Raw genomic sequence first — 26,009 nt, 5'->3', positions numbered from 1 at the left:
GCAGAGGCTAACCACTCGCTGACACTTGTGACCCGAATCAGTCAATCAGATTATGTTCAATCGCATAGCGGGCCAAACCCGCCGCTGTCTGAATATCCAGTTTAGTTTTGATGTTCTGACGATGGGTTTCAACCGTCCTGACCGATATATCCAGTTGCCGGGCCGTCGCTTTATTACTGGCCCCCTGGGCCAGCAGCCGAAGCACTTCCTGCTCCCTGCAGGTCAACGCTTCTTTTGGCTCAGAGGCCAGGGCCGGCGTTAGAAAATCGGTCTGACTAAACAGGGGTTGAGACGCCCCCGCGCTAAAATAGGTCGCGCCGCTGTAGACAGTCTTGATAGCGGTAATCAGTTCGTCAGAGGATACATCCTTTAAGACATAGCCTGCCGCGCCACACTGAATCAGCTTAAGGATATACTCACGGCTCTCATGCATACTCAGAATCAACACCCGGACATTGGGTTGTTTTGCCCGAAGTCGCTCTGTTGCTTCAAACCCGCTCATCACCGGCATAGAGATATCCATCAACACCACATCGGGCTGCGCCTCAGCAATCAGCGTCAACGCCTGAGCTCCGTCATTAGCCGAGCCGCCATATTTTTTGGTGCATCACCAAAGACAGGGAAGTTCGTTGGCCAGGTTTCAGCCAGCTTCAGCCGGTACACTTTCTCGGCGGCCATCAGGGGGCTCGCCAGCAGTGATGCACAGGCGGCAACCGCCAGTAACTTTTTCGCAAAGTTCAGTTTTAACATTGTTATTATCTTCCTCTGTTTGCACCACCCCTTCAGGATTAAGGGCAGATTTATCAACGCCGATAACCGCAATAAAGCGGTATTCGCATAGCAAACAGTCTGACAAAACAGGACGACGGCCACTATTCGTGAAAGTGCGCAACCAGAGATGAAAGACTACGTAGAAAGGTCTCCGTAGTTTTACGGATTTCACCCTTGATCCGCTTCAGAATTTTACTATCGCGAAGACAACAGCAGCTGTTACAGTGCCTCCTGTTAAACAATGGAATATCAAATAAAGAGGTGACGATGGAGCTGGACCTGACACTTATCCTGCTGTTCGTGCTGACCGGCCTTGGCGCGGGGATTATCGATGCGATCGCCGGTGGTGGCGGTATGATTACCCTGCCGGTGCTACTGGCATCCGGTATGAGTCCGGTGGAGGCGCTGGCGACCAATAAGCTGCAGGGCAGTTTTGGCACCTTTGCCGCCTCTGTCTACTTCATCCGTAAAAAACTGGTCGATCTGACGCAGATGAAGCTGATGATCCTCTGTACTTTCATGGGGGCCGTTACGGGTACGCTGATTGTACAGCAGCTGGACACCACCCTGCTGGCATCCATTATGCCGCTCCTGCTGGTCTGCATCGCACTGTACTTTATGTTTTCAAAGCGGGTTGGTGATCTGGATCGCGACCGCAAAATCAGTCACGCTCTGTTCGCCTTGCTGTTCAGCACCGCCATCGGGTTTTATGATGGTTTTTTCGGGCCCGGCACCGGGACATTCTTCGCGCTTGGCTTTGTATCACTACTCGGTTTCAGCATGTCTCGGGCAACCGCTCACACCAAGATCCTGAACTTTACCTCCAACCTGGCTTCACTGATTTTCTTTGCCCTGGGAGGCAATATCCTCTGGCTGGCAGGCTTTATCATGGCTGCCGGACAGCTGATCGGAGGCCAGATAGGCGCTCATCTGGTGGTTAATCAGGGCGCCCGCCTGATCAGACCTCTGGTGGTCATTATCACGCTGATTATGTCGGCTAAACTGCTGTCAGATCAGTATCAAAACGATTCGCTGCTGTCGCTGCTATCGGTGTTTTGAAGTCGCTAAAAAAGGGGCTCATAAAGAGCCCCAAAACACACCTCAACAAACAACTGTAATCGCTATCAGTCAGCCAGCAGGTATCGCTGGTGAAATCTTAGCTGATCCTCAATAAAACTGGCGATGAAGTAGTAGCTATGATCATAGCCCTCATGCTGTTCAAGCTGCAGCGGGTAACCCGATTCTGCGGCTGCCGCTGCCAGTTTTTCCGGCTGCAACTGCTCTGCCAGAAAATCATCCGCCAACCCCTGATCCACCCGGGTTGGCAGGTGTACCGGACTGTTGCGCAACAACACCGTGGTATCGTACTGCTGCCAGTTGCTCTCATCGCTGCCCAGATAGGCGGTGAACGCTTTACGCCCCCAGGGGCAACTGACCGGATTACTGATCGGGCTGAAAGCGGACACCGAAGTATAACGTCCGGGATTACGCAGACTGATCATCAGGGCGCCGTGCCCCCCCATCGAATGACCGGCAATCGCCCGCTTTGAAGACACCGGAAAGGTTGCTTCAATCAGCGACGGCAGCTCTTCAACGATGTAATCATACATCCGGAAGTGCTCGCTCCAGGGTGCCTCAGTGGCGTTGACGTAGAAGCCCGCGCCCTGTCCCAGATCATACCCTTCATCGTTCGCTACATTATCACCCCGGGGGCTGGTATCCGGCGCGACGATGGCGATACCCAACTCAGCTGCAACCCGCTGGGCACCGGCTTTCTGCATAAAGTTTTCATCGGTGCAGGTTAACCCGGACAACCAGTATACTACCGGCACCTTCTCACCACTCTGCGCCTGTGGCGGCAGATAGATGGCAAATCGCATCGTCACACCCAGCGCCGATGACTGGTGATTATACTGTTTGTGCCAGCCACCAAAGCTCTTCGTCTGACTTACAAGCTCAAGACTCATAGATCCTGTCCTCAACGGCTGCCGTGCTGAAATAGCAGCCGCTATCGCTGATGGTTACTTGTCGTAATGAATAACGCTGCGGATACTCTTACCTTCATGCATCAGATCAAAGGCACTGTTGATATCCTCCAGACCCATGGTGTGGGTAATGAAGTCATTCAGTGCAAACTCACCCTGCAGGTAACGTTCAACAATCTCTGGCAGCTCAGAACGCCCTTTAACACCACCAAAGGCGGAACCACGCCATACACGCCCGGTCACCAGTTGGAACGGACGGGTAGAGATCTCCTGACCGGCACCAGCGACACCGATGATGACAGACTCACCCCAGCCCTTGTGGCAGCATTCCAGGGCGGAGCGCATCACATTAACGTTACCGATACACTCGAACGAGTAATCAACACCACCATCGGTCAGCTCAACAATCACTTCCTGAATCGGTTTATCAAAGTTTTGTGGGTTGATGCAGTCGGTCGCCCCCAGCTTACGCGCCAGGTCAAACTTAGATTCATTGATATCGATCGCGATGATACGGCTGGCTTTTGCCATGGTTGCACCGATAATCGCTGACAGGCCGATACCGCCGATACCGAAGATCGCTACCGTGGCGCCCTCTTCAACCTTAGCGGTATTCATGACAGCGCCCATACCAGTGGTCACACCGCAACCCAGCAGGCAGACCTCTTCCAGCGGCGCTTCTTTATTCACCTTGGCCAGCGAGATTTCTGGCAGCACAGTATATTCAGAAAAGGTAGAGCAGCCCATGTAGTGATAGATCGGCTGACCGTCTTTATAAAAGCGGGTTGTACCATCAGGCATCAGGCCTTTCCCCTGGGTCTCACGGATTTTCTGACACAGGTTGGTTTTGCCGGATTTACAGAACTTACACTCGCCACACTCAGGGGTGTACAGCGGGATAACATGGTCGCCAACCGCCACACTGGTAACGCCTTCACCAACCTGCTCAACAATGCCGCCGCCCTCATGGCCCAGAATCGCCGGAAAAATCCCTTCAGGATCTTCACCCGACAGTGTAAAAGCGTCAGTATGACAAACACCGGTAGCGACGATGCGTACCAGCACCTCGCCTGCCTTAGGTGGCATGACATCCACTTCTTCAATAGACAGAGGCTGATTCGGCCCCCATGCAATAGCGGCTCTAGATTTAATCATAGTCATTCTCTTCAACTCTCATTCTGGGTTGTATTTATGACGAGGGATAGTCAGTTAAGTCACCATTGTAGTTGTTAATGAAATCAGGATAATCTATCTTTTCATCAATATACTTTTACGAGACTGTAATAATGAACCGATGGGAAGGGGTATCTGAACTGATTGCAGTCACGGAAACAACCAGTTTTACGGCCGCCGCAAAGCGACTGGGTATCTCTACGGCACAGGTCAGCCGTCAGATAAGTTCACTGGAAAACCGTCTGGGGACCAAACTGTTCTACCGTACCACCCGCAGGGTGACTGCAACAGAAGCGGGCGAAACCTATTATCAGTACTGCCGGCAACTGCTGAATGGCCTGGAAGAAGCGGAACGGGCCGTCAACAATCTTCAGAACACGCCACGGGGTAAGCTGAAGGTCACCGCTCCGGCCACCTACGGTGAGCAAAAGATCGCCCCGCTGATCAACGACTTTATCAGTCTCTATCCGGAGCTGGAGGTACAGTGCCACCTGACCAATCAGACCGTGGACCTGGTGGCCTCTGGATATGACCTGGCGATCCGTCTGGGTAAGCTGGAAGACTCCAGCATGATCGCCCGGCAACTGATCTCCCGGCAGTTATATGTCTGTGCCTCTCCTGCCTACCTGGCAACCCATGGCGAACCCCATGTCCTGAATGAACTGAGTCACCATAACTGTCTGCTGGGCACGCTGGAGTACTGGCGTTTTCTGGAACAGGGACATGAACGTAATATCCGGGTCAGCGGTAACCTGCACTGTAACAGTGGTCAGGCACTGCTGGATGCAGCGCTGAAAGGGATCGGCATAGTGCAGCTACCCGACTATTATGTCGAACCCTATATTAAAAACGGGGGGCTGATCTCGTTACTACAAAACTACCAGCATTCAAGCGAGGGGGTCTGGGCAGTTTACCCCCATAATCGCCACTTATCCTCCAAAGTCAGAATGCTGGTTGATCATCTGGCAAAACACCTGAGTTAAGCGTCTGCCTGATGCAGATATCGCAGGTTGCTCAGAATCGCTTCTGATTACAACCGGTTACCCGTCAAAAATTGTCTATAACGGATGATCTTCTGCAACTGCCCCTGATCATCGGTACGATATTTATAGTAACGATCACCCACCTGGTACACAGATCTGCAACTCTCAGATTTTTGCTCCATCTGCAGGCAGATCTCATCCCCTTGTATTCGCCACTTTCCTTTTCGCCTCTCCCAGTACCGCTCCTGCTCAACCTGCCCATTTGTCGCGTAGTAAGTAAAACTGGTCGAGCCATTTATCAGATTATAAGACTCTACCGTTCGATCCATAAACAGATGTTGCAGCTCAGCTGCAGTTAACTGTGTGCTTTCATCCTTCACCTGACACCCTGATATAGCGGCTATCAGTGCGCCCATCAGCAAGATTTTTTTCTTCATCATTCGCATCTCTCTCACTCTCTAACAGGAATTGCAGAACCAGCTCTGCCATCCCCCCTAGTTGCATGTTGTTATAAAAATTGTGTTCCTGTCCCGCCAGCATTTTTAACTCAACCGGTCGATACGATTTTTTCAACTGTAAACGCCTGATAGCCTCCACCCAGCGAATAGCCCGCTGTATACGGTTTTCCCCCTGCTGCTGATCAAGGTTAACCGAAGTTCTCAGACTGCTGTCCCTGAGATTATCCTGATCGCCCACGGTAACCAGTATTGGAATTCGGAGCATCTCGTCCAGACGCACCCGATCCAGTGCAACGGTACGGGCGATCCCCCGGGGATATTTAACCTGATCATCAGGAAAGCTGTACCACCCCGCACTGCCCAGTGCCATAGCAGCGACTTGTTGCGGATGATGTAACGCATAGCGATGAGCAAACTGAGCGCCGCCGGAATATCCCACGAGCAGAATTTTCAGAGATGACTGTCCATGCATACAGCGCCACAATGCCAGAAAGCTGTTAAGTGCAAGATCGGCTCTGGGCTGACCGGAGCCAGCACAGAGCTGTTGATAACGGGGAAATTTTTCAGCGCTGAATGTTGGCACTATCAGCCAGCATCCCATCTCATCGGCCAATGGCCGGTAACAATCCAGTTGTTCTTTTACATCCCGGGATATCCCATGCACAGCAACCAGCACACGCCTCATATTGCGCACTTTTCGTGGTTGATACAGCCACAAAGGCAGCCCGGGAATCGCAGGAAAGATAACCCGGTTAGCCTCTCCCGGAGACGGTAGCAACTCATTTACCTTTCGCATACTGCTCCATCACTATCACCTTATTATTTGCCGATCCGGCGTCAGATACGCCTGTCAGATCCCAGCGCTGAGGACAGATCTCCTCTGCTCCACTGAAGTCAGCACACAAAACGATAGCCCCCTGAAACGTCCCGGCAAGTCTGCGGATAACCTGTTGTACATCCAGGCTCTGATGGGCAACATCCTCATCCAGCAACAGCAGGGAGGGCTTTCGCAACAGTGCCCTGGCCAGCATAATCCGGTAAATAAGAGAGGCTGATAAGTTTGCTCCGCCCTCTTCCAAGCGAGTCTGTAACCCTTGCGCCAACTCCTGCGGATTATTCAATTCACACAATGAACATACCGCCTGAAGGTCTTTATCATTGAGTTTACGGGCCCCATACAGAAGATTCTTTTTCAGTGTTCCCCGAAGCAATGGCAAATATGAACTGACAAGACAGATATGCTGACTGATTACACGGCTGCGATAACTTTTTATATTCTTATCACTGAGTAGAATCCTGCCGCCACTGATGCGAGTCAGCCCGGCAATCGCCGATAACAGTGTACTCTTACCACTACCCGACCCACCCCTGAGAAGAATCCTGCTATGGCTATTAATGGTAAAAGATTGGGGCGTCAGACGGTTAGAGCAAAACACCTGCTGCAGCTCAACCTTAAATATTCCAGAAATCCTGTTTCTCCGCCCTTCATGGAGCGAATTACGGCTAAGAAACTGTACTAACTTTTTCTCAGCAACCCTTTTCAGGGTCCAGAATTCATACAACCGGGTCAAGCGTCGCAACTGCCCCAACAGATACAGGGCGGCAGTCATCAACACCGCCATATACTGGGCACTGATAATATTCTGTTGTTGCAAATGCAGCCCGGTGCCGATCAGCGTCAGCATTGCGAACAGTAATATCGCCTCATTCATTCCCCGCATCAACGCCGACGTGCGGGCTCTGCAGATCTGGCTTTGCATCAACCGCTGGGACTGGCGAAGAAAACGCCGTGTCTCTTTGGCAGGCTGGTTATAGGCACGAATCAGAGGCAACTGACGCAACTTTTCGGTGACATTGCGTATCATCTCGCCACGACGACGGCGTAGCTGTTCTGATTGAACAAACAGGTAACGCCCCAGCAGATAATTACCTGCGACCGCCACCAGCAGAGGGACCAGCAAAGCAACCCCAAGCAGATAATGCAATTGCAGAAGCGCCAGCAAAGAAACGATAAACCACAGTCCGATAACAATCAGCGGCGCCATCCCCTGCACAATCCAGTTTCGAATCGCGGTCATATCGCCGGTTAGTCTCAGTAAAGTACCGCCCTTATCGGCAATACGGAAATCCTTAGGCGCTAAACTTTGTGACTTTTCAAACACCTTTTGTCTTAGCAAAAATATATATCGCTGTGCCAACAGCTCAGCGTAAAAGCGCTCAACGTATCGTCCGGCAGCCAGAAATATTATCGCCATGACACCCAGTCCCCAGGGAACTGGCGAATGTGGTTCAGCGCCTTCAACCACATGACGCCCCCAACTGATCAACAGAATCAGGCATACGGATTGCAGGATACCGGTTGCCGCTAGCAGTAACAGTTGCTGCCAGCGCTTATCAGCCAGAATTCGCGGCAGCATAGTGTTCTGCTCCAAACAGACTACCAAGGATATAATCCCGGATACTGTTCCGGTGAAAGTCATTCAGATCAAGAATAGGCAGCCCAAGGCTGGCTCTGGCTTCATCACAACTCAATGGAGAGCGCGATATCAGACCGCCAACCCCGAGTACAGAAATGCCAGCATGCAGCACCGTCTGCGCGGTCATCGTAGCGGCGATAGCACCATCAGCGGCAACCAGAGCGGCGCTGACCTCATTGATAAAACCGTCACTTTCCAGCAAAGCCCGGTTTTCCGGCTGCAGAACCCCGTCCGCTACCTCTACGATCAGAATATCGCTCCCCTGCTGCAGTGCATCGGCTTTAAACTGCCGTAATATAGCGATCAGCTGAGAAGGCTTCATGCCCACCGTTGAGGCATAGCCGGCATCAAGAAAATCAACCACCCGGGCCGCACCCGCATCGAGCATTCGCCAATAATCGGGACCAGCACCAGTACCGGTCAGTTTGGTCACGGATATCCGGTAACCCGCTTGTCGCAATCCATTTGCGGCAGCACAAGCCAGGGTTGTTTTGCCACTGTTCATGTCACTTCCCATCACCAGCAGTGTCGGTAACTGCTGCAATGAAACCGGCTTTACTTGCAGATTATTGAGGGGCGCAAACTGACTGAGATTGAGGGGGTTACCGCTGCCGTCACACAGCAATCCAAGTGCGGTAATTTCCGTCGCGCCTTTAACGCCGGCATTTCGCTGTATAACCTCCGCGGCAATACCTCCTGCGGCCACCAGATGACAGGCTCCCAGCTGCTCCGGTACCCGAGCATGAAACTGACCAGTCGCGTAGCGATCAGCCGCCGCGACGACAATTTCATCCCCGGGATAAAGATGTTCTCTGCGGCCAAAAATGTTTTCCAGCCGGGTATGATTACGTACCCGGTCTACCCGGGCCAGGATAAGATCACCCGAGCGAGGCTTCCCCTGACCCAGCGCTGTGGCAAGCGACAGATCTGCATTGCGGGTAATGTAACTACGTTTAGCCTGAGCAATTCGTTTCAGCATATCGATCACCTACCTGGATGTAATTTTGTAGACAGTGCGGGCTATGCGCTTCCTGGTGGCACGCTCTGGCGTGAGAATGCGTTCAACTTGCACCAGCTGTTCCTTACCATAACGATTGGTCTTCACCTGTTTCACGACCAGATTCAATTCTGGTGAATAGGACAGCAGCAACTGTTCGCGGACTTTTTCAATGAAACGTTTATCCACAACCAACCGCCGGCAACTGTACTCATGGGTTTTCAGCTGTTGTTTTCTCAGCACATAGCTCCCGATCCCTGCATAGCTACAGCGCCATAATCGTTTTTTTGTGCCTTTCTGAAGATCCCGGCGGGTCAGATCAAACTGCACAGACTCACGATCACTGAAGGGCTTTAGCTCTACTTCACTTAAATCAGGCACAAACTGATCATAACCACTGGGTTCTTCACCAAAGCGTCGATACTCCAACACAGGAAAATATGGCAGATAGGCGCGCTTATATTGACGCTTACGCTGATCTTCCCAAAGACTCCACTCTTTATTCGCTGCCAACAACTTCTCTGCATCGCCATCGGAATAAATCACAACACTACCTGGTTTAATTTCAGCCATACTCATGACTGGAACAATAACCAGAAGCGCAGCCAACTTAGTTAAATGCTTCTGTCTCATCACTTATTCCTTCTTCAACGGATGGGTTTCCTGACTGCGGTATATCAATAATGACTTGCAGGCCACCTAACTTTGCTGCATGCAAGCGCATCTTCCCGCCATAACTATTCACAACAGACTGACAGATCGACAGCCCCAGACCATGATTGTCATCCCCATGTTCATCAACACGGGTTCCTCTAACACACATTTTTTCAATTGAATCCGGAGGTATCCCCGGACCATCATCGCTGACAATAATGGTCCAGGCACCACGGTTCTCTCTGATACTTAACAGCACCCTTGAGCGGGCATAGCGCCAGGCGTTGTCGAGCAGATTACCCACCAGTTCCAACATATCATCGCGATCAAAAGGGACAGCAAACTCGGGAACATGCTGAACCAGCTCTATCTCACCATCAAGGTTACGTTTGCGGTTTAATAACTGAACCAGATAGGGCAGCTCCTCCACTGGGTTGAACAGTTCACCCGGTGTCGGTGAACCTGAAATTTTCGCGCGGCGTAACTCCCCCTCAATCCGGCGCTGTAATTGCGTATAGATCTGTGCCAGACTTTCGCGGTTGTCTTCAACCTCGATTGCCTCAGACAGTATCTGCAGATGCTGTAACGGAAGTTTCAACTCATGGGCAAGATTGGCGGTCGCTGTTCTGGAACGGCTCAGCTGTTTTCCCGAATATTCAATCAGACGCTCAATCGCATCAGCCAGTGGCTTAACCTCATCTGGAATACTCTGTGGAAGATCAACAGCACCGCTGACTTTTCCTCTGACCAAAGCGGTTTGCAGTGGCTTCAGGGTGGCAAACCCCCTTTGCAAAATACTGCGTTGAAGCAAGATAATTAACAGGGTCAGGGCGACCAACACAGTTAACAGGTAATACTCATATTCGTTCTGTCGGGCAATAAATGCACTGATATCTTCAGCTACCCATATAGTGACATCCTGATTTTGTTTACGGATACCCTGTTGCCATACCTGCCAGTATTCATCACCAATACCGCCAGCCTGTGACTGAGCCTGTTTACCCGGGGGAAGCAGCTCAACATCAGGCCTGATATCCCACAGGCTTCGGGAACGCAGCTCTCCCCCCTCCCAGCGAATGATATAATAATGCCCGGAACGGACCCGGTTAAAAATCTCAGACACTCTGCTTTCATTAATTGTCCAGCGCCCATCTGACCACTCCAGTGCGGTGATAATATTTTCAATATCACCTTCCAGTCTTGAGCCGATATACTCGCTGGTAATACGATTGATCCCCATATGCAGCAGCAGCAACAACAAAACAAAAGCCGGGGCAATCAACAGAATCAGCCCCCGTCGTATCTTCCGTTCCAGTGATTGCCTCTCTGCTTTCACGGATCACTCCTCTCTGTCTGCAGGCAGTATCCCTGCCCTCTGCGAGTTTTAATAAACTGTTTGCCAAACCGATGTCGTAAACGATTAATATAGACTTCGATGACATTGCTATCGCGAATCTGCTCCTCTTCATAAACATGTTCAGAGAGTATGGTTTTACTCACTAAACGGTCCGGATTCATCAACAGATAGCGGAGCAGACGAAACTCAATACCCGTTAACTGGAACTCATCGCCATCCTGACTGCGGGCAACCTGCGTGTCCAGATACAACGTGACCCCGGCATATTCCAGCTGTTGCGAAGTTTGACCATGCCGTCTGCGAATCAGGGCTTCCAGACGGGCCATCAGCTCCTCCATAAAGAAAGGCTTCCCCAGATAGTCGTCAGCTCCGGCTTTCAGACCATCAACCCGTTCTTGCCAGCTATCCCGGGCTGTTAGTATCAGAACCGGTGTATCAATCTGTTCAGAGCGGATCTCCCGAAGCACTTCCAGCCCCGATTTCTTCGGCAGGCCGAGATCAAGCACGATCACATCAAAGGGGATTTCCCGGATCAGGAAGACGCCATTAACTCCATCTGCAGACGTATCAACCACATAACCATTTTTTTGCAGCTGGTTACGCAGCTCATTCACCAATCTGACATCATCCTCTATCACCAGAACTCGCATCCAGATTACTCTCCGAAAGATTCCTGCAACAATTCACCTGTTACTGCATCAAACTCATACTCACTCACATGTCCATCGATATGAAGCATCTCAACCAAATAGGTAAAATCCTCATCGTTCTGCTCCAGCTCAAGATCCAGCATATGACCTTTGGTAAGATTCTGGTGCAGTGCAAGCAACTGATCGAGTGAGATGATCTTACCTGTTGAAACCAGTTCAACCGCCACATCAGAGTCGACCTCATCTTCTGGGTCTGCATAAACAGTGCTGGTACCTAGAAAGAATACTACTGTCAACAATGCCTTAAAGGGGTATGACATATCTGCCTTTTGCTTTCACAAGTTAACCCGTAGTTTAGACGTGCTAACTTAAATGAAACTTAAAAAACGAATAAATACGCGAAAAACAAGAGAAAATAACGGCCACAGGTTAATCATTGTGGCGCAGCATTGCATAGACTGATTGCAAGACCGGGGAGCGATCCCCCGGCGAAGAAACCACTGATCCTGATCAGTGTTCAGACTTTTTAAGTGGCATATAGCCGTTGGAGGCCCGCAGTAACGCTGCCAGATCATCGGCACTCAGCGGCCGGCTGAAGAGATACCCCTGCACCTCTTCACAGTCATGCTGTTGCAGAAATGCCAGTTGCGATTCATCTTCCACCCCCTCAGCGGTGACACTCAGCCCCAGATTATGGGCCACCGCGATAATAGCCTGGGTTACGGAGGCATCTCCGGGATCCGTGGTCACATGGGTGATAAAGGAGCGATCAACCTTCAAGCGGTCAATAGGGAAGCGTTTCAGATAGCTGAGACTGGAATAACCGGTGCCGAAATCATCAATCGCCAGCTGTACCCCCAACGCCTTTAAGCGATGCAGGGTTTCAACCGAACCATCAACATCATCCATCAGCATGTTTTCGGTGATCTCAAGCTCCAGACAGTGCACCGGCAAGCCGGTGTCCAGCAGCACCTGGTACACCAGTTTTTCAAGGTTTTGCTTGGCAAACTGGCGCACCGAAAGGTTAACCGCAACCCTGATCTGCGGCAGTTCTTCCAGTTGCCATTGACGGGTTTGCCGACAGGCTTCCCGCATCACCCACTCGCCAATCGGTGCAATCAGCCCGGTTTCTTCGGCGATCGGGATAAACTCAACCGGCGAAACAAAGCCCAGCTGTTTGCTATTCCAGCGCAGCAGTGCCTCAACACCGACGATTTTACCACTGCTCATCTCGATCTGAGGTTGATAGTTCAGTGACAGTTCATTCTCAGCTATCGCGTGACGCAAATGACTTTCCAGCTCCAGCCGTCGTTTTGCCACGACATTCATCGATTTAACAAATAGTTCATAGCCGTTTTTGCCCGCATGTTTTACATAGTACATAGCGGCATCAACGTTTTTCATCAGGCTGTCTACATCCTCACCATGATGAGGAAAAACAGCGATCCCAATGCTGGGCGTTATAACGACTTCATGCCCGGCAAGGTCGATCGACAGTCCAATAGAGTCGAGCACTCTGCGGGCAACATTTTCGGCATCCATCACCTGATTAATTTCAGGCAGCAGGACGGTAAATTCGTCCCCGCCAAACCGGGCCACCAGCGGGGGCAAGAGATCCTCATCAGTATTGGTGAAGTGATCATTCAGACCCGCCGTTGCAGAGTGGTCAGCGTGTCGGTCAGTCAGGCGGACACTCTCCGTCAGGCGCTGCGCCACCTCCTTCAGCAGCAGGTCACCGATTCCGTGTCCAAAGGTGTCGTTTATCCGCTTGAAGTTATCCAGATCCAGAAACAGCACCGCTCCCAGACAGCCTTTACGTTCTGCCTGATCGATAGCCAGCTGCACCCGGTCACAGAAGACACTCCGGTTTGACAGCCCTGTCAGACTGTCAAACCGCGCCAGCCTTAAGACCTGATCCTGAGCCCGCTTCAGCTCAGAAACATCCAGCATGGTTCCGGCAATGATGGTGGCTTTACCCTGATCATTACAAAACACCTCTGCCTGATGCTGTACACTCTTAATCTCCTGTCCGGCTACACTGATACTGTGATTGATCCCTGACATAAACCCGGAATAACCGCAGTTCAACAGCTGTTTAAGCCAGTGACGCATCTGCGGCCTCTCGTTGGCGGGGATGCAGCGCAAGAAGCTGCGAATGCCGGTATCAGTCACGCCTCGCCTTCCCCCCAACAGCTGAAAAAACTGATCAGACCAGTAGACTTCGCCACTTTCCAGATGCCATTCCCAGTTCCCCAGCCGGGCAATCCGCTGAGCGTTACCCAGTCGGGTTTCACTCTTCTGCAACTGGCGCAACTGCTCAGTGGTATTGCTGGCCCGGATCATATAGCTGAGACGGTGCCCCAGTATTTTCCAGTTGAAAGGCTTGGAAACAAAATCGGTAGCGCCGGCCGCATAAGCCTCGCGCACCGAGTCAATATCATCCTGACCTGTCGCCATCAGAATCGGAACCAGCTTGCCGCAGGGCATATTGCGTAACTGACGGCAAACTTCAAAACCGTTCAGTCCGGGCATCTCCACATCCATCAGAACAATATCCGGCTGAGCCTCCTGGAAAATCTGCAGCGCGGCAATACCATTTTCAGCCAGCAACACTTCAAACCCCTCATGCTCAAGGGAGTGACTCGCCAATATCCGGGCAGTGAGGTCATCATCCACCACCAGCACCCGGTAGATTGCGGGTTTACTCACCTGCGTGACTGTCATCATTGCCCTCTGCATGTCTGATCGCTATTAATATCTCCCGGGCGCTCAGATAGGCCTCCTCTATCTCTGCCAGCAGTGTCGGGGCCTGGTCCAGCATGCCATCCCTGCCTACCTGCTCTAAGGCCTTACATAACTCGGCCAGTGTCATGGCCCCCAGATTATAGCTACTTGATTTAAAACTATGGGCAGCAACCCTCAGCATCTGTCCATCCTGTGCTGCCAGTGCCTGCTTCAGCCGTTTGATGTCGTCCGGCGACTTTTCCAGATAGGCATCAATAATTTTACGCAGAAAAGCGCCATTGGCATCCATTTCGATCAGCTGAGATATAACCCCCTCATCGATAACGGCTTTATCCAACTGGAACTCCCGGTCATTTAACAGGGTTTCTCCGGCTACATAGTCTGTCAACCCGGCACGACTGTCCTCTGTTACCCCCTGAGGCAGCCAGTGCCTGAGAATATGAGCGATCTGTTTTTTGCCAAACGGTTTCGCCAGATAGTCATCCATCCCCGCATCCAGGCAGCGCTGCCGGTCATCTGACATCGCATTAGCCGTCAGGGCTATTATGGGCAGGTGGGCCCGCTGTTCAGCCTGCTCCTGCTTGCGAATCTCTGCGGTTGCCTGATAACCATCCATCTCCGGCATCTGACAATCCATCAATACCAGTTGATAATCGTTCTCACTGATCATTTTCAGTGCCTGAACACCATTGGCGGCAAGATCAACCCTGACCCCCAACCCCTTTAGTGCCTGAAGTGCATATTCCTGATTCACAGGATGATCTTCCACCAGCAAAATATGCCCCTCGATGACCTCCCGGTCCCCGGGCAATTGCAACTCAGAGGGTTCAGACTCGGGCTGAGCATCGGTTTTGGCCAGTGTCAGACCAAACCAGAAGGTCGTTCCTCTACCCGGCTCACTGGAAAAATCGATCAGGCCGCCCATCATTTCAACCAATTGACGAGAGATAGCCAATCCTAGCCCTGTGCCGCCATAGTTGCGGGTGGTAGTGCTGTCAGCCTGAGCGAATGATTCAAATATTACACTCTGATGCTCGGGTGAAATCCCCACACCGGTATCCGCAACACGAATCTGAAAAGAGAGATCCTCTTCGGTTTCTTCAAACAGCACTGCGGTCACTTCAATTGAGCCATCGCGGGTAAATTTAATAGCATTACCGATAAGGTTGGTCAGCACCTGGCGCAGCCGTACAGGGTCCCCCAGCACAACGGTATTCAGCTCATCTGGCAGGTTGCAGGTCAGTTTCAGCCCTTTCTTTTGTGCCTGCAGATTGAGGATGGAGACCTGAGTCCGCAGTAGCTCTGTCAGATTCAAAGGCCGGTAATCCAGCTGCAACTTACCTGCTTCAATTTTGGAGAAATCCAGTATGTCGTTGATGATATCCAGCAACCCCTCTCCGGAATAGCGGATCATCTGCATAAATCTACGCTGCTCATTACTTAGCTGGGTATCCAGCACCAGATCAGTCATCCCCAGTACACCATTCATTGGGGTACGAATCTCATGACTCATGGTGGCCAGAAACTCACTTTTGGCTTTACTGGCACTGATGGCGATCTCTTTCTCTTTGTGCACCTGCTGAATGGTGGATCTGATCGCCTGTTCCATAAACAGAAATGACTCGGCCAGGCGACCAATCTCGTCCGGCTTGTCCCGGACAAGACTGAGAATTTTCTGACGCTGCTCCCCCTGACGGATAAAGTCTTGCTCAGGCAGGGATTTGGCATAAGAGGCCAGTATGTTCAGAGGAGCAGCCATACGGTATACGAGAATAAAGGCAGCGCTGATACTGCCCAGAAAGATCAGCCCTATTATCAGACTTTGCTGCGCGACAACCGCCCGGCCAGGGGCCGCAATTTCAGAAACCGGCACCACCACCGCGGAGTACCAGTCAAATGCCTTAAAGTAACTGAAATAGATCTGCACCTCGCGCCCACCGGTAAACGCGCTATGATGACTGATCGAGCTTTCTCCCCGCTGATAGGCGCTGATAATCTGTTCCAGAACCCCCGCTTTGTTCCAATCCAGATCATCCGTTGTGATCGTGTCGCTCAACCGCTGCGAAGGGGGTTCTATCAGTATCTCCCGGTCACCCCTAAACAGCATAGCGTAGCCTGTCTCAGCCACCTGAAGCTTATTGAAGGTCAGCCGCAGCGTATCAACAATACGATTCATCTGCTTCTGGCTTTCCTCCTCAACGTCGGCAAAACTGACAATAATTCCCATCGTCCAGCCCCAGTTTGCCAGAGGGAGAAAATAGCCCATATAACGCCCCCCTTCGGGTTCGCCCGGCTTATGCCAAAAGAAGATACCACTATCACCATCAGGCGGTAGCTGATCGAAACGCATCGCCTGATGTAATTGCCGCCCTTTCAGATCACGCAACCCCGCTATTGAGGTATCGGTCAGTTTTGGATCAGTTGAACCAACAATCACCCCGTCCGGGGCAAACAGGATAAGGTCGCCATTATTAAAATCAACATCTGCAAGCCATTGGCGGGCCACCTGTTTGGCGGCCTCCTCACTGAGCAGTCCTTGTGCTGACACAGCAGCATAACTGTCCAGTACCGTTTGTCCCAGACGGGTGAGCTGGCGCATATCCGCTTTAATTTTACTGAGGATATCGACCTTTTCGCTGATCAGCTGTTCATAGCCAGCACGGATATTCATATCTGCCAGCTGCAGTACGTTGCGGGCTGACTTCTGTTCAGCAACCAGCATCGCCTGCCCCACATCACGCTGAGTGAAATACATCACCCCCGCAGCCGTGCAGAGCAATACTGCGACAATCAGGGCGATAATTTTAAACTTGAAACTGGACAACATACTCAGTACTCAGGGTTGTTCTATCTGCCAATACAGCTGATCCGCTGCAGCCAGCAGATCTGCATTAAGATAAAGTCCTATCTGCTCAGCCGTTTTCAGATTCAGGGTGATTCGGTTTGCTTCTGCAGAGCGATGAGCCAATGACGCTGGTACGCTTCCCTTAAAAATACCTACTGCCACATCAGCCAGGGCCCGCCCCTCTTCCGGATACCCTTGCGACTGAGACAGACTCATCAGATAACCCTGTTTCACCTGATCCTGCCCATACTGTGAGAAAGTTGGAATACGGTGATGATTGGCTATCTCGACCAGCTCCGGGATGGTGTTATGATTGACGCCTCCCTGAGCGGTCACGTAGATGGCATCGACTTTCTGCACCAACTCCCGGAAACAGTTAATCACGGATCTATCGGCCAGCGACTGGTCGGCCACATCACTCTGGGTATAGCAACTGACCACCTGGAAACCACGCTCTTTCGCGAGTCGTTGAACCGTATCGATAGACGCATAACTGCGCCCCTCAACACTGTCTTCATAGGCAACCCCCAGGGTTTTAAATCGGATCAAGTCATGAAACAGGGTCAGCTGACGCTCATAACGCTGAGGGTCTTCAGTGACATAGATATGCTGATAGTTCTGCGAATCCCGGATCAAGCCTAGATTGCGGGGGTTATTTACGGAGATCACCATCGTCGGTACTGTATGGCGATCAACCGCCATATCGATTCCGGCCCAGGTTCCCATCGCAATCAGCAGACTGATCTCCCCCGTTTGCTGCAACCGGGCAATGACCCCTTCCCGCAGTTCAGCACGGGTATTCCGATCCCAGCCTGCGCTGTAAAAGCCATCTGGCAGAAATTCGAGGTAATCACTGTGAGCACTCTCAGTTAACCAGCGCCACAGCGCCCGGGCGGTTGTCAACTGCTCAGGAACCTTCTGGGGGGTCACCCAACCCCGCGCCATCAGTCCCTCGGCAGTGGCTTTCAGGTATTGATAGTAATCATAGTATTCCCCCCCCTGATAATACGCTACCCGCCACTTCTGCCCATGATTCAACACAGGCGAGGTGTCTGCTTCAGCCCCCTGAAGCCACCCCGTTGATAACAACAAAAGCATCCCCACCAGCCATGTCAGCAGTCTCATTTTCCCTGATTTTATAAGTATCACTCGCGCATATGTCCTTATTTTTTATTCTGGTTTTATTCTGAAGGAATATCCCGATACACCTCATCCGCGGCACCCAACAACAGTAAAGGGGGATTAAAGCCAACAATTTCAGCCGTTTTAAGATTGACCGCCATGCGGGGAGGTTCTTCAAACAACTGGGTTAGCTGGTTAGGCTCTGCACCATTAAATACCTTGGCAAATGTGGAGGCATGAAACTCACCGATATAGCGAAAACCGGCCTGAGACAGACTCAGCAACAAACCTTTGCGAACCTCATCCGATCCGGACTGAGAAAATGTGGGTACCCGGTTTTCATTCGCAATTTTCACCAGTTGAACGATGCTATTAGCGGTAACCCCTCCCTGAACCGTCACATAGATAGCGTCGACCTGAGGAGCCAGTTTGCGAAAACAATCAATGACGCTGGCTTCTGCCCGTGCGGTGTCACTAATGTCACTCAGGGTATGACAGCTGACTATTTTGAAGCCCCGCTGCCGGCTTTGCTTTTCGATTACATCTAGTGCAGCGTAACTGCGGCCGTTCTCTGTATCTTCATAAGCAACTCCCAGCTTTTTAAAGTCCACAATATCGTGAAAGACCCGCACCTGACGCTCATAACGGTTAGGATCAACCGTAGCGTGTACGTGATCATATCCAGAATCATATACGCTCTTAATAATACCGGTGGAGATGGGGTCGCTGGCAGACAACACCATGGTGGGAGTATGATGGCGATTGTTAGCGAGCGATTTCCCCGCCCAGGTACCCATCGCAATCATCAGATCAAGATCATTCTGGTTCAGCCGGGTGATGATCGTCTCAGTTAGCTGACTACGCACTGTTTCGTCCCACTTCGCGGTATAATGCGCATCGGGCACAAACTCAATATATTCACTGTGTATGCCCTGTTGCAGCCATTGCCAGAGCTGTTCTGTTTGTTCACCCTGCTGATCTGGGATTTCAGCTTTTTCAATCCAGCCGAGCTGCATTAGTCCTTTGATCGTTTCAATGAGTACTTTCTGATAATCAACATACTCACCGCCTTCAAAATAACCAATACGCCAGCGCTCACCATGATTCATTACCGGAGCAGTAGAAAACTCACTATTATCTGTCAGCGAGCCCGCCTGGGTTAAAGGCACAGCCAACATCCAGATCATCAGCATCAACAGGCGTTTAACAGATCGCATTATTCTCTCCTAACTAGGACTACAGAAACATTACACTCTTTTATACGCCTGTTTTAAACAGGCCTGCATCAATTAAAGATGCCTTATAGTAATTTTCTCAGACAGCTGCTCTCGCTGAGACCTTAAAAGCTGCGTTAATCGGTTTTCCACCTGTAATACCCCAGGCATTACATCAGCAACGGTTTCGGTCAGCGAAGCTGAGTGCGCGTCTCGCAGAGACATTTTCAGAATCACCTCAAACTCTGCAACACTTATGCTGCCGCTGGCCAGTATCTCAAGTAATCCGGCCGGCAGCAAAAACTCTCCCTGCTCCACCATGATCGTTTGCATACCCGAAAGATAGCCATCGGTGACACTGTCATGAATCACCGCAGCCAGTTCCGGTAAATTATTCTGCTGCAATACCTCAACAACACCTGCCTGTATTTGTGGCAGGTAGTCTCCCTGATAATACCCTCCCAGGCAGGTCACCCCCCGCGCCAGTGCTATAACAAGAAAGCAGCCGAACACCGATGGTAAAAGCCGACCATCACGAATCGCTTGAGAAAGTGCAGCAGGCTCGAAGCAAAAGTAATACTCCTCTCCATTATCATCGCAACCACAGAGTTGTAATCCACCTGAGATCTCTGTCAGCATCAGTGGAATGCGGCGAAAACGCTTATCAATCCCCCAGAAACAGAAGGTTCCGCAACCCGATGTTTGCAGCTGTTCAAGCTCACCCCTATGGGACCAACGTTGTTCTAAAAGAGCCTGATTCCAACAACCAGGCACCGAGTCCAGCCGTTTACAGACAGCCGTTATCAGCGGATCAGTAAATAATTGTGCAACCAGACTGGCTTCGCTGTGAAGGTCTTTAAGAAACAATCCCTCTGCCAGTTTTTCAAGCTCAATCGTAACCAGATCTGGCATACTAGCAGAGGAACAAAAGAGTCGACTCCAGATCCGTTGGTTTAAGATCACAGATTGGGCAGCATACCCCTGCTGCGACAAGACATCCTCAGACAGATACTCTGTTTCAATCAGCTCGAGCAACGTTTCAAGCAGAGCAGCATCAATCCCATGTCCCATCAAATCATGGACACGTTTAACCAGTTGCTGCAACATCGGCCTGTCCAGCCCTTTAACCCGGGCCACCAACTGACGCCTATATTTATTGGAGAAAGCAGGAAGTCGCAACGGCCAGCTCCCGGCATCCCGGTTGCAGGCATACAGAAGAGCCCCCCGGGGATAGGTGAGATTATCCAATGGAATATTGGCACAGGAAAAAACCGGGAGAGTTGTAACCCCTTCAATCTGCCGTTTTGCCAGCCCAAACAACAAACTGCCCTGAACGGACTGGGCAAAAAAATCAACACCATGGTGATTTGCCGTCAACGCAACCGGATGCTGGAGAAAATCTGCTGCGGTCCGCTCTGCTATCTTCTCACCCAGCAAAGGTGCTACATATTCGTAAATCACATCCGCTATGTCAGAGCGTGGCTGATAGCTCTGCTGACTGAACTGACAAACCTGCTGAAGATATTCGGACAGGGGGCTGCCACCCGATAGCCGCAACACCCGATCAACCACCGGAACCCGATTGCGCACAGCGCCGAGCAACTGCTCAGCCATACCGGCGCCGATCTCTTCACTAGTCATTGGCAACAGCCTTAACCTGGGAGGCCGCTTCAACACGCGTTGGAGCCCAGGTGAGCAAAGCAAACAGTATCGCTGTCATCAAATACGCTAGGCCAAACAGCATCACTCCGGACTCAATATCAGTCATCGCGATAATAGCGGCAAAGAGTACCGGCCCCAGCATCTGGCCAACCCGACTACTGGAACGGAATATTCCCATCGCTTTTCCTTCCCCATACTGCGCAGTCACAGGTTGTTTCAGGACAAAAGCGCTCTGGGCAGAAAGCACCAGACAGTTGGATAACCCCAGCAACAGAATTGCCAGGGTAACAGCGATAACGCCGTCAAATATAGCGAAAACCAGAAAAGCAAACCCACCCAGCATACAGCCCAGAATGATCGGCGTCCGCTTTGATTCGCTCAGATCGGCAAAGCGGCCAATCGCTGGCCCAAACAGCGCCAGAATCACACCAAACAACATCAGAACCTGACCAATAGCGGCGTCATTAACCCCCGCACGATTCAGATAGAGGGGGCTAAAGTAGTTCAGAAAACCCACCACAGCAATAGATGCCGGCATACTGCTGAAGAGCACCGCCGCGAACACCTGCCGGTCTCCCAGAAAGGTCAGAAAACCGCCGATCAGCCGTGGCTTTTGAGGATCGGGATGTGCCTCTTGTATGCTTGTCACCGGTTCAGGTGTTTCCCCAAACGTAACCCAGCCATAGACGATTACGCTGAAGACGATAACCGCACCTGTCAGGAATACCGGACCATAGCCAAACTGCTCCGCCAGCACCGCTCCGGTTGCCGCACCGCATATACTGCCCGAATACAGCCCGGCAAACAGATGCGCCAGCCCTCTGGATTTATTACTGCTATCCGTGTTCCGGATCACATAACTTTGCGATGCCAGCAGCGTCAGGCCATAACCCAACCCAAGCACCCCGCGGGAGAGAATAAACTGCACCGCATCCGGAGCCAGCCAGGAGTAAAAGCATCCCAGCCCTGTCAGCACCAGGCCGGTATAGAAGGGGGGCTTCCAGCCGCTTCGGTCTAACCAGACACCGCAGCAAAGGATTGCCACGCCGACACAGAGAAACTCAACTGATATCGGCAAGCCGATTAACAGATCCGGACTAAAACCGCTAAAACTCCGGGGTAAAGTTTCCATATGCAGTGGGATAAACGCCATCGACAGATCGATCCCAAACAGAAACAGAAAAATAGCCGGGCGCATCTGTTTGTAACGTTCAGGTTCAATCCGCCTCTGGCGACAGCGGCTCTGCTGCAACACAGCCAGCTCCAGCGATACCAGACAGGCAATCAGGAGTACAGTGGCCAGATCAAACAGGCTCAAATGCTTATTCCCCAACCAGAAATGTTGCCAACAAAGCAACCCAAGAGCGGCACCAGTAAGCCCCATCATCATCCGGCTCATCGCTTTACCTGTTAACGCGCCACTACGGTTTAGCAAACCCAGCACGCACAACAGCAATAACAATGAGGTGGAGGCAGCAGTCGCCCCCCAGAGAACGATCTCACTTAAATCTACGCCAAACCCTGCCCGCTGATAGGCAGCACACAGCAGTAAAGCGGCTAACAGGAGAACAGCGTAGAGCTGCAAACCGCCCCACAGCAATGCCCTGAACCGTTGTCCGTGACCTGATTGTGCCGTCATGTTATCAGCCTTTTAAGCTCAACTGACTCATCCAGTGAAGGGGAAAGCTTACCCACCACCCGATGATTATCGGGCAACAACCGGTAAACACCATCAAACAGCATGACCGGAGCACTCGCCAGGGACCAGCCACAATCAGTACGATGGATCCGGATCCGGGCTTCTTTATCATGCCAGCGACAGCGATGCGGTAAAATATCGATCTCGACCAGATCAGGCTGGCAGATATGATGATGGATATAGGCTACCGCCAGGGCCCCGGTACCACAGGCAAGTGTTTCCCTGTTAATCCCCCGTTCAAAACATCGGTTCTCAATCACTGTGTCACTCTGTTGTCGTGCCAGGTTAACGTTGATCCCGACCGGAAAAGTAGAGCTATAGCGTTGATTAAAATACTGCCCGATATGCTCTACCAGCCAGGTACCAAAGTTCTCACGACGCTCTTTAGTCCCTCCCGGGTTAGTGCTACCGAAGATACAGTCCGCCAGTTCGGGCAGAGAGAAGTCCCGGTCCGGAAAGATCACCAGATGAGGCTCACCGGTAAACACAAGATGCGCTCTGATTGTCAATTGCGTTGCGTGGCTAAAACCACGCAGGTCTCCTTCGCGGAACCTGATGGTCATCTGGGGGTAAAAGTCGATCGTCGCGGTCAAAGGGGTTGAATGCTTTGACCCCGCCAGTTCAACAGGCGTTCGGCGAGGATGCCCAAGGTTAACCCAGCCCCCCTGCGGATCATCACCGGCACCGATCTGAATCACTTTTGGGGTCTGCAATGGCACTTCCGTCATAATCGAAGTGGATGACACACCATGTTGATTGAAAAGATGGCTGGCAACACACATTAAGCCGTTGCCACAGCAAAGAGCTTCTTCGCCATCTGGCTCAAACATACGAAACAGATATTCTGCCTGGTCAGCATTCGGCAGCGTGTGCCAATAGCGCCTTGCGACCGCGATCGATTCCAGTGTTGCCGCATTGCAACGCTGGATAACCAGCAGGTTGTCACACCCTATACCGAAGCTGGTATTAGTCGCCTGAAAGGCAAACCTGGACATCTCAGCTTCCGTGAGCCATGAGTGCTCCGTCGCATCAACAATGACAAAGTTGTTACCGCATGATGTGTACTTCACAAACGGAACTAAGTTCATATCAGGTTTCCGGGGGTATGGGTTAGGTACTTCATATCCATAGCCAGGCTATATCAGACTGGTCAGGATAATTGCCTGTAAATCCCCCTGACCTGTCTGCTGCCGACAACCAAAGGTTGGTATAGTATCGCATATGCTCTGCCAGGGTTAATTCTCAGATAATAGAAACCAAACACGTGTTTAAATTATTCTTTGAGCAGCAATCTATCACTTGCCCGCTTAAGAAATCAAATAATAGGATACCCATTACGGGCCAGAGTGCTCAGCTAACCACTTGATTTCGACCGGTTAGCTTAGCCTGATAGAGTTTTTCATCGGCCTGGTGAAGCACCTCATCAATGCCACAGTCTTCTGGCCAGGTGACCACACCCGCACTGAACGTCAGTTGCACCACTGCGCCATTTTCAAGTGCGATCTGACTCTGCTGCACAGAGATCAGCAGGGTCTCAACCAGTTTGTGAGCTGTCGAAAGATCGGTATCGGGCAGAAGCAATACAAACTCCTCTCCGCCAATACGACTAAACAGATCGGTTTTTCGCAATACCCCCTGCATGATTCGGGCAAACTCTTTCAGCACCCAGTCTCCGGCAGCATGACCATAGCGATCATTGATCTCCTTGAAATGATCCAGATCGATCATGGCAATCGCTATTGTGGTGTTTAACCGTTGCGCCCGGTGACGCTCTTTGATCGCTTCCTCATTCAAGGCCCGGCGGTTCATGAGCCCGGTCAGAGCATCCTCCCGGGCCAGACGGGTGAGTTTGTCTTCACTGCGTTGCAGAGCATTGGTCATACGATTGAAGGCGCTGGCCAACTGACCTATTTCATCAGATGAACTCACCTCAGCTTTTACCGAAAGATCTCCCGCCTCAACTTTATCCACCGACTGTTTCAGTCTGACAACCGGGGCGACAATGTTCTGCGCCAGCATAAAGACCAGAACAAAGAGCAGAAACATACTCACCAACAGCCATGTAGACGCTTCCAGCAGCAGCTTCTTCCCCCCTTCCCGCCAGCCGTGATCGGCGATAAACACCAACAGAGATAACGATGATAACTGGTTGATAGCGTTCTGATACTCAGCAGCGGACACATTCAGTGTGGTTGTACTCACCTGCTCCATCAGTTGATTGAGCACCTGTTCATCGGCAACGGGAGCTGATGCCACAAAACCATCAAACTGATGCCTGAATGCCCCTGATGGCAGACCCGATTCTTGTAACGCTGCGACACTCAGATAGCGATAATCTGATTCAAAACGCAGAGGATTGTTTCTCAGCAGCACAACATCCACAGAGTGGATCCCCCGGTCTGCCAGACTGTTGCGCAGGTCATTAAGGATGTCATCGATCTTACTGCGGTCCAGAAAAGCCGTTACATAACCTTTTAGATTCCCATCACAGGAGAGTAGTGGCTGAGTAAAGAGGAATGTATCCCTCTCAAACAACAACCCCAGAAGCGCGGCTTCCCGCCCCCCGGCATAGTCGATATGTATCGGAGGCCGGGCGATATGCGAGGTCAGCCTGAATATTCGGTTCTGCAAACGGCGGTAATCAACAGAGTTGGCGTCGCCTCTGCGCTCCATCTCCAGCGCCTGCATAAACAGTTCGTTCTTTTGTCGTTGTAGTTCAGGTAAGTCATCCCGCCAGCGTTGAAATAATGCGTCTATATGCTCAAAGTGCCAGGCATCAAATAGCCAGCTCCCCTGCAGAGAGTGTGGCAGCTCGGATTGAGAGCTGCTGGCACGGGCTGTCAGGCTAATATCCACTTTGCCCTTTTCATCGGCAATGATCAGCGCCGAAAAACCCTGACTCTGTTGCAGCACATTGCGCACTGACAAGACAAAATTATCAGTGTTGCCCACGTTATCGCAGCTGTTAATACTGCTGCCCAGAAGCTCGAACTCACTGACTCTTAAACGGAGAAAGTCGTTAAGCCGCTGAGCACCTGAAGTTGATGCCAGAGAACTTATATTGCCAATCTGTTCGGCACTCGCATCCAGTTGCACATGATAATAGCTCCAGGTAAATCCCATCACCGGTAGTGCAACCGGAAACATCCAGAACAGGATTTTGGTCAGCAGGTTCATTCGCAACGCCCCGACAAGCGGCATACAGTGGGTAGCCCCC

At 51.4% G+C, this 26,009-nt stretch carries 22 protein-coding genes; 2 read left to right on the top strand and 20 right to left on the bottom strand.

Annotated elements, in window-relative coordinates:
* Nucleotides 1-37: 37 nt before the first annotated feature.
* Nucleotides 38-562, bottom strand: coding sequence for a response regulator transcription factor (locus tag JW499_RS17615; protein WP_232846494.1), 525 nt, complete (start codon nucleotides 560-562; stop codon nucleotides 38-40).
* Nucleotides 559-750, bottom strand: a complete 192-nt coding sequence (locus JW499_RS17610; RefSeq protein ID WP_332874440.1) for a PTS sugar transporter subunit IIB — start codon at nucleotides 748-750, stop codon at nucleotides 559-561. The genes JW499_RS17615 and JW499_RS17610 overlap by 4 nt, the downstream gene beginning before the upstream one ends.
* Nucleotides 751-1,038: 288 nt before the next feature.
* On the opposite strand from JW499_RS17610, the gene JW499_RS17605 reads away from it, so the two are divergent.
* Nucleotides 1,039-1,830 (top strand): TSUP family transporter, encoded by a 792-nt coding sequence (locus JW499_RS17605; RefSeq protein ID WP_205211817.1) that lies wholly within the window; start codon nucleotides 1,039-1,041, stop codon nucleotides 1,828-1,830.
* Nucleotides 1,831-1,895: 65 nt separating this feature from the next.
* Here JW499_RS17605 and fghA read toward each other — a convergent pair whose 3' ends face one another.
* Nucleotides 1,896-2,738: an S-formylglutathione hydrolase gene (gene fghA / locus JW499_RS17600; RefSeq protein WP_205211816.1), complete on the bottom strand. Its 843-nt coding sequence runs from the start codon at nucleotides 2,736-2,738 to the stop codon at nucleotides 1,896-1,898.
* Between the two features lie 54 nt (nucleotides 2,739-2,792).
* Complete coding sequence (locus tag JW499_RS17595) at nucleotides 2,793-3,917, bottom strand: S-(hydroxymethyl)glutathione dehydrogenase/class III alcohol dehydrogenase (protein ID WP_091360231.1); 1,125 nt, start codon at nucleotides 3,915-3,917, stop codon at nucleotides 2,793-2,795.
* 125 nt (nucleotides 3,918-4,042) lie between these two features.
* Here JW499_RS17595 and JW499_RS17590 point away from each other — a divergent pair, with 125 nt between their 5' ends.
* On the top strand, nucleotides 4,043-4,912 hold the full coding sequence (locus tag JW499_RS17590) for a LysR substrate-binding domain-containing protein (RefSeq protein WP_205211815.1): 870 nt from the start codon (nucleotides 4,043-4,045) through the stop codon (nucleotides 4,910-4,912).
* A 47-nt stretch (nucleotides 4,913-4,959) separates the two neighbouring features.
* Here the strand turns inward: JW499_RS17590 and JW499_RS17585 are convergent, their stop codons facing one another.
* The 16 genes from JW499_RS17585 to JW499_RS17510 all read right to left on the bottom strand — a co-directional run bounded on the left by JW499_RS17585 (nucleotide 4,960) and on the right by JW499_RS17510 (nucleotide 25,993).
* Nucleotides 4,960-5,292 carry a hypothetical protein gene (locus JW499_RS17585; protein WP_205211814.1) on the bottom strand — a complete coding sequence of 111 codons (333 nt, stop codon included), beginning with the start codon at nucleotides 5,290-5,292 and terminating at the stop codon, nucleotides 4,960-4,962.
* A complete protein-coding gene (locus tag JW499_RS17580; protein ID WP_205211813.1) occupies nucleotides 5,282-6,166 on the bottom strand; it encodes an alpha/beta fold hydrolase in 885 nt (294 codons plus the stop codon). The genes JW499_RS17585 and JW499_RS17580 overlap by 11 nt, the downstream gene beginning before the upstream one ends.
* The gene (locus tag JW499_RS17575; RefSeq protein ID WP_205211812.1) at nucleotides 6,150-7,787 is read right to left on the bottom strand and encodes an ATP-binding cassette domain-containing protein; all 1,638 of its coding nucleotides are present in this window, start codon (nucleotides 7,785-7,787) and stop codon (nucleotides 6,150-6,152) included. Before JW499_RS17575 ends, JW499_RS17580 begins: the two co-directional genes overlap by 17 nt.
* Nucleotides 7,765-8,826, bottom strand: coding sequence for a P-loop NTPase family protein (locus JW499_RS17570; RefSeq protein ID WP_205211811.1), 1,062 nt, complete (start codon nucleotides 8,824-8,826; stop codon nucleotides 7,765-7,767). The genes JW499_RS17575 and JW499_RS17570 overlap by 23 nt, the downstream gene beginning before the upstream one ends.
* A 9-nt stretch (nucleotides 8,827-8,835) precedes the next feature.
* Nucleotides 8,836-9,477 carry a hypothetical protein gene (locus JW499_RS17565; RefSeq protein ID WP_205211810.1) on the bottom strand — a complete coding sequence of 214 codons (642 nt, stop codon included), beginning with the start codon at nucleotides 9,475-9,477 and terminating at the stop codon, nucleotides 8,836-8,838.
* Nucleotides 9,455-10,834, bottom strand: a complete 1,380-nt coding sequence (locus JW499_RS22870; RefSeq protein WP_205211809.1) for a sensor histidine kinase — start codon at nucleotides 10,832-10,834, stop codon at nucleotides 9,455-9,457. Before JW499_RS22870 ends, JW499_RS17565 begins: the two co-directional genes overlap by 23 nt.
* A complete protein-coding gene (locus tag JW499_RS17555) occupies nucleotides 10,831-11,505 on the bottom strand; it encodes a response regulator transcription factor (RefSeq protein WP_205211808.1) in 675 nt (224 codons plus the stop codon). The genes JW499_RS22870 and JW499_RS17555 overlap by 4 nt, the downstream gene beginning before the upstream one ends.
* Before the next feature lie 5 nt (nucleotides 11,506-11,510).
* Complete coding sequence (locus JW499_RS17550; RefSeq protein WP_205211807.1) at nucleotides 11,511-11,825, bottom strand: PepSY domain-containing protein; 315 nt, start codon at nucleotides 11,823-11,825, stop codon at nucleotides 11,511-11,513.
* Nucleotides 11,826-12,015: 190 nt separating this feature from the next.
* Nucleotides 12,016-14,232, bottom strand: a complete 2,217-nt coding sequence (locus tag JW499_RS17545) for a two-component system response regulator (RefSeq protein WP_232846493.1) — start codon at nucleotides 14,230-14,232, stop codon at nucleotides 12,016-12,018.
* Nucleotides 14,207-17,077: an ATP-binding protein gene (locus tag JW499_RS17540; protein ID WP_205211806.1), complete on the bottom strand. Its 2,871-nt coding sequence runs from the start codon at nucleotides 17,075-17,077 to the stop codon at nucleotides 14,207-14,209. Before JW499_RS17540 ends, JW499_RS17545 begins: the two co-directional genes overlap by 26 nt.
* Before the next feature lie 9 nt (nucleotides 17,078-17,086).
* Nucleotides 17,087-18,220 (bottom strand): ABC transporter substrate-binding protein, encoded by a 1,134-nt coding sequence (locus JW499_RS17535; protein ID WP_205211805.1) that lies wholly within the window; start codon nucleotides 18,218-18,220, stop codon nucleotides 17,087-17,089.
* A 56-nt stretch (nucleotides 18,221-18,276) separates the two neighbouring features.
* Nucleotides 18,277-19,434: an ABC transporter substrate-binding protein gene (locus JW499_RS17530; RefSeq protein ID WP_205211804.1), complete on the bottom strand. Its 1,158-nt coding sequence runs from the start codon at nucleotides 19,432-19,434 to the stop codon at nucleotides 18,277-18,279.
* A gap of 72 nt (nucleotides 19,435-19,506) precedes the next feature.
* On the bottom strand, nucleotides 19,507-21,072 hold the full coding sequence (locus JW499_RS17525; protein WP_205211803.1) for a hypothetical protein: 1,566 nt from the start codon (nucleotides 21,070-21,072) through the stop codon (nucleotides 19,507-19,509).
* Complete coding sequence (locus JW499_RS17520; protein ID WP_205211802.1) at nucleotides 21,065-22,732, bottom strand: MFS transporter; 1,668 nt, start codon at nucleotides 22,730-22,732, stop codon at nucleotides 21,065-21,067. The genes JW499_RS17525 and JW499_RS17520 overlap by 8 nt, the downstream gene beginning before the upstream one ends.
* Nucleotides 22,729-23,880 carry a diaminopimelate epimerase gene (locus JW499_RS17515; protein ID WP_205211801.1) on the bottom strand — a complete coding sequence of 384 codons (1,152 nt, stop codon included), beginning with the start codon at nucleotides 23,878-23,880 and terminating at the stop codon, nucleotides 22,729-22,731. The genes JW499_RS17520 and JW499_RS17515 overlap by 4 nt, the downstream gene beginning before the upstream one ends.
* A 262-nt stretch (nucleotides 23,881-24,142) precedes the next feature.
* A complete protein-coding gene (locus tag JW499_RS17510) occupies nucleotides 24,143-25,993 on the bottom strand; it encodes a diguanylate cyclase (RefSeq protein ID WP_205211800.1) in 1,851 nt (616 codons plus the stop codon).
* Nucleotides 25,994-26,009: the final 16 nt, after the last annotated feature.

The sequence above is a fragment of the Amphritea pacifica genome (genome assembly GCF_016924145.1).
GTDB lineage: Bacteria > Pseudomonadota > Gammaproteobacteria > Pseudomonadales > Balneatricaceae > Amphritea > Amphritea pacifica.
Note: the sequence above shows the minus strand (reverse complement) of the source record. Positions and strands in the feature narration are given on the sequence as shown.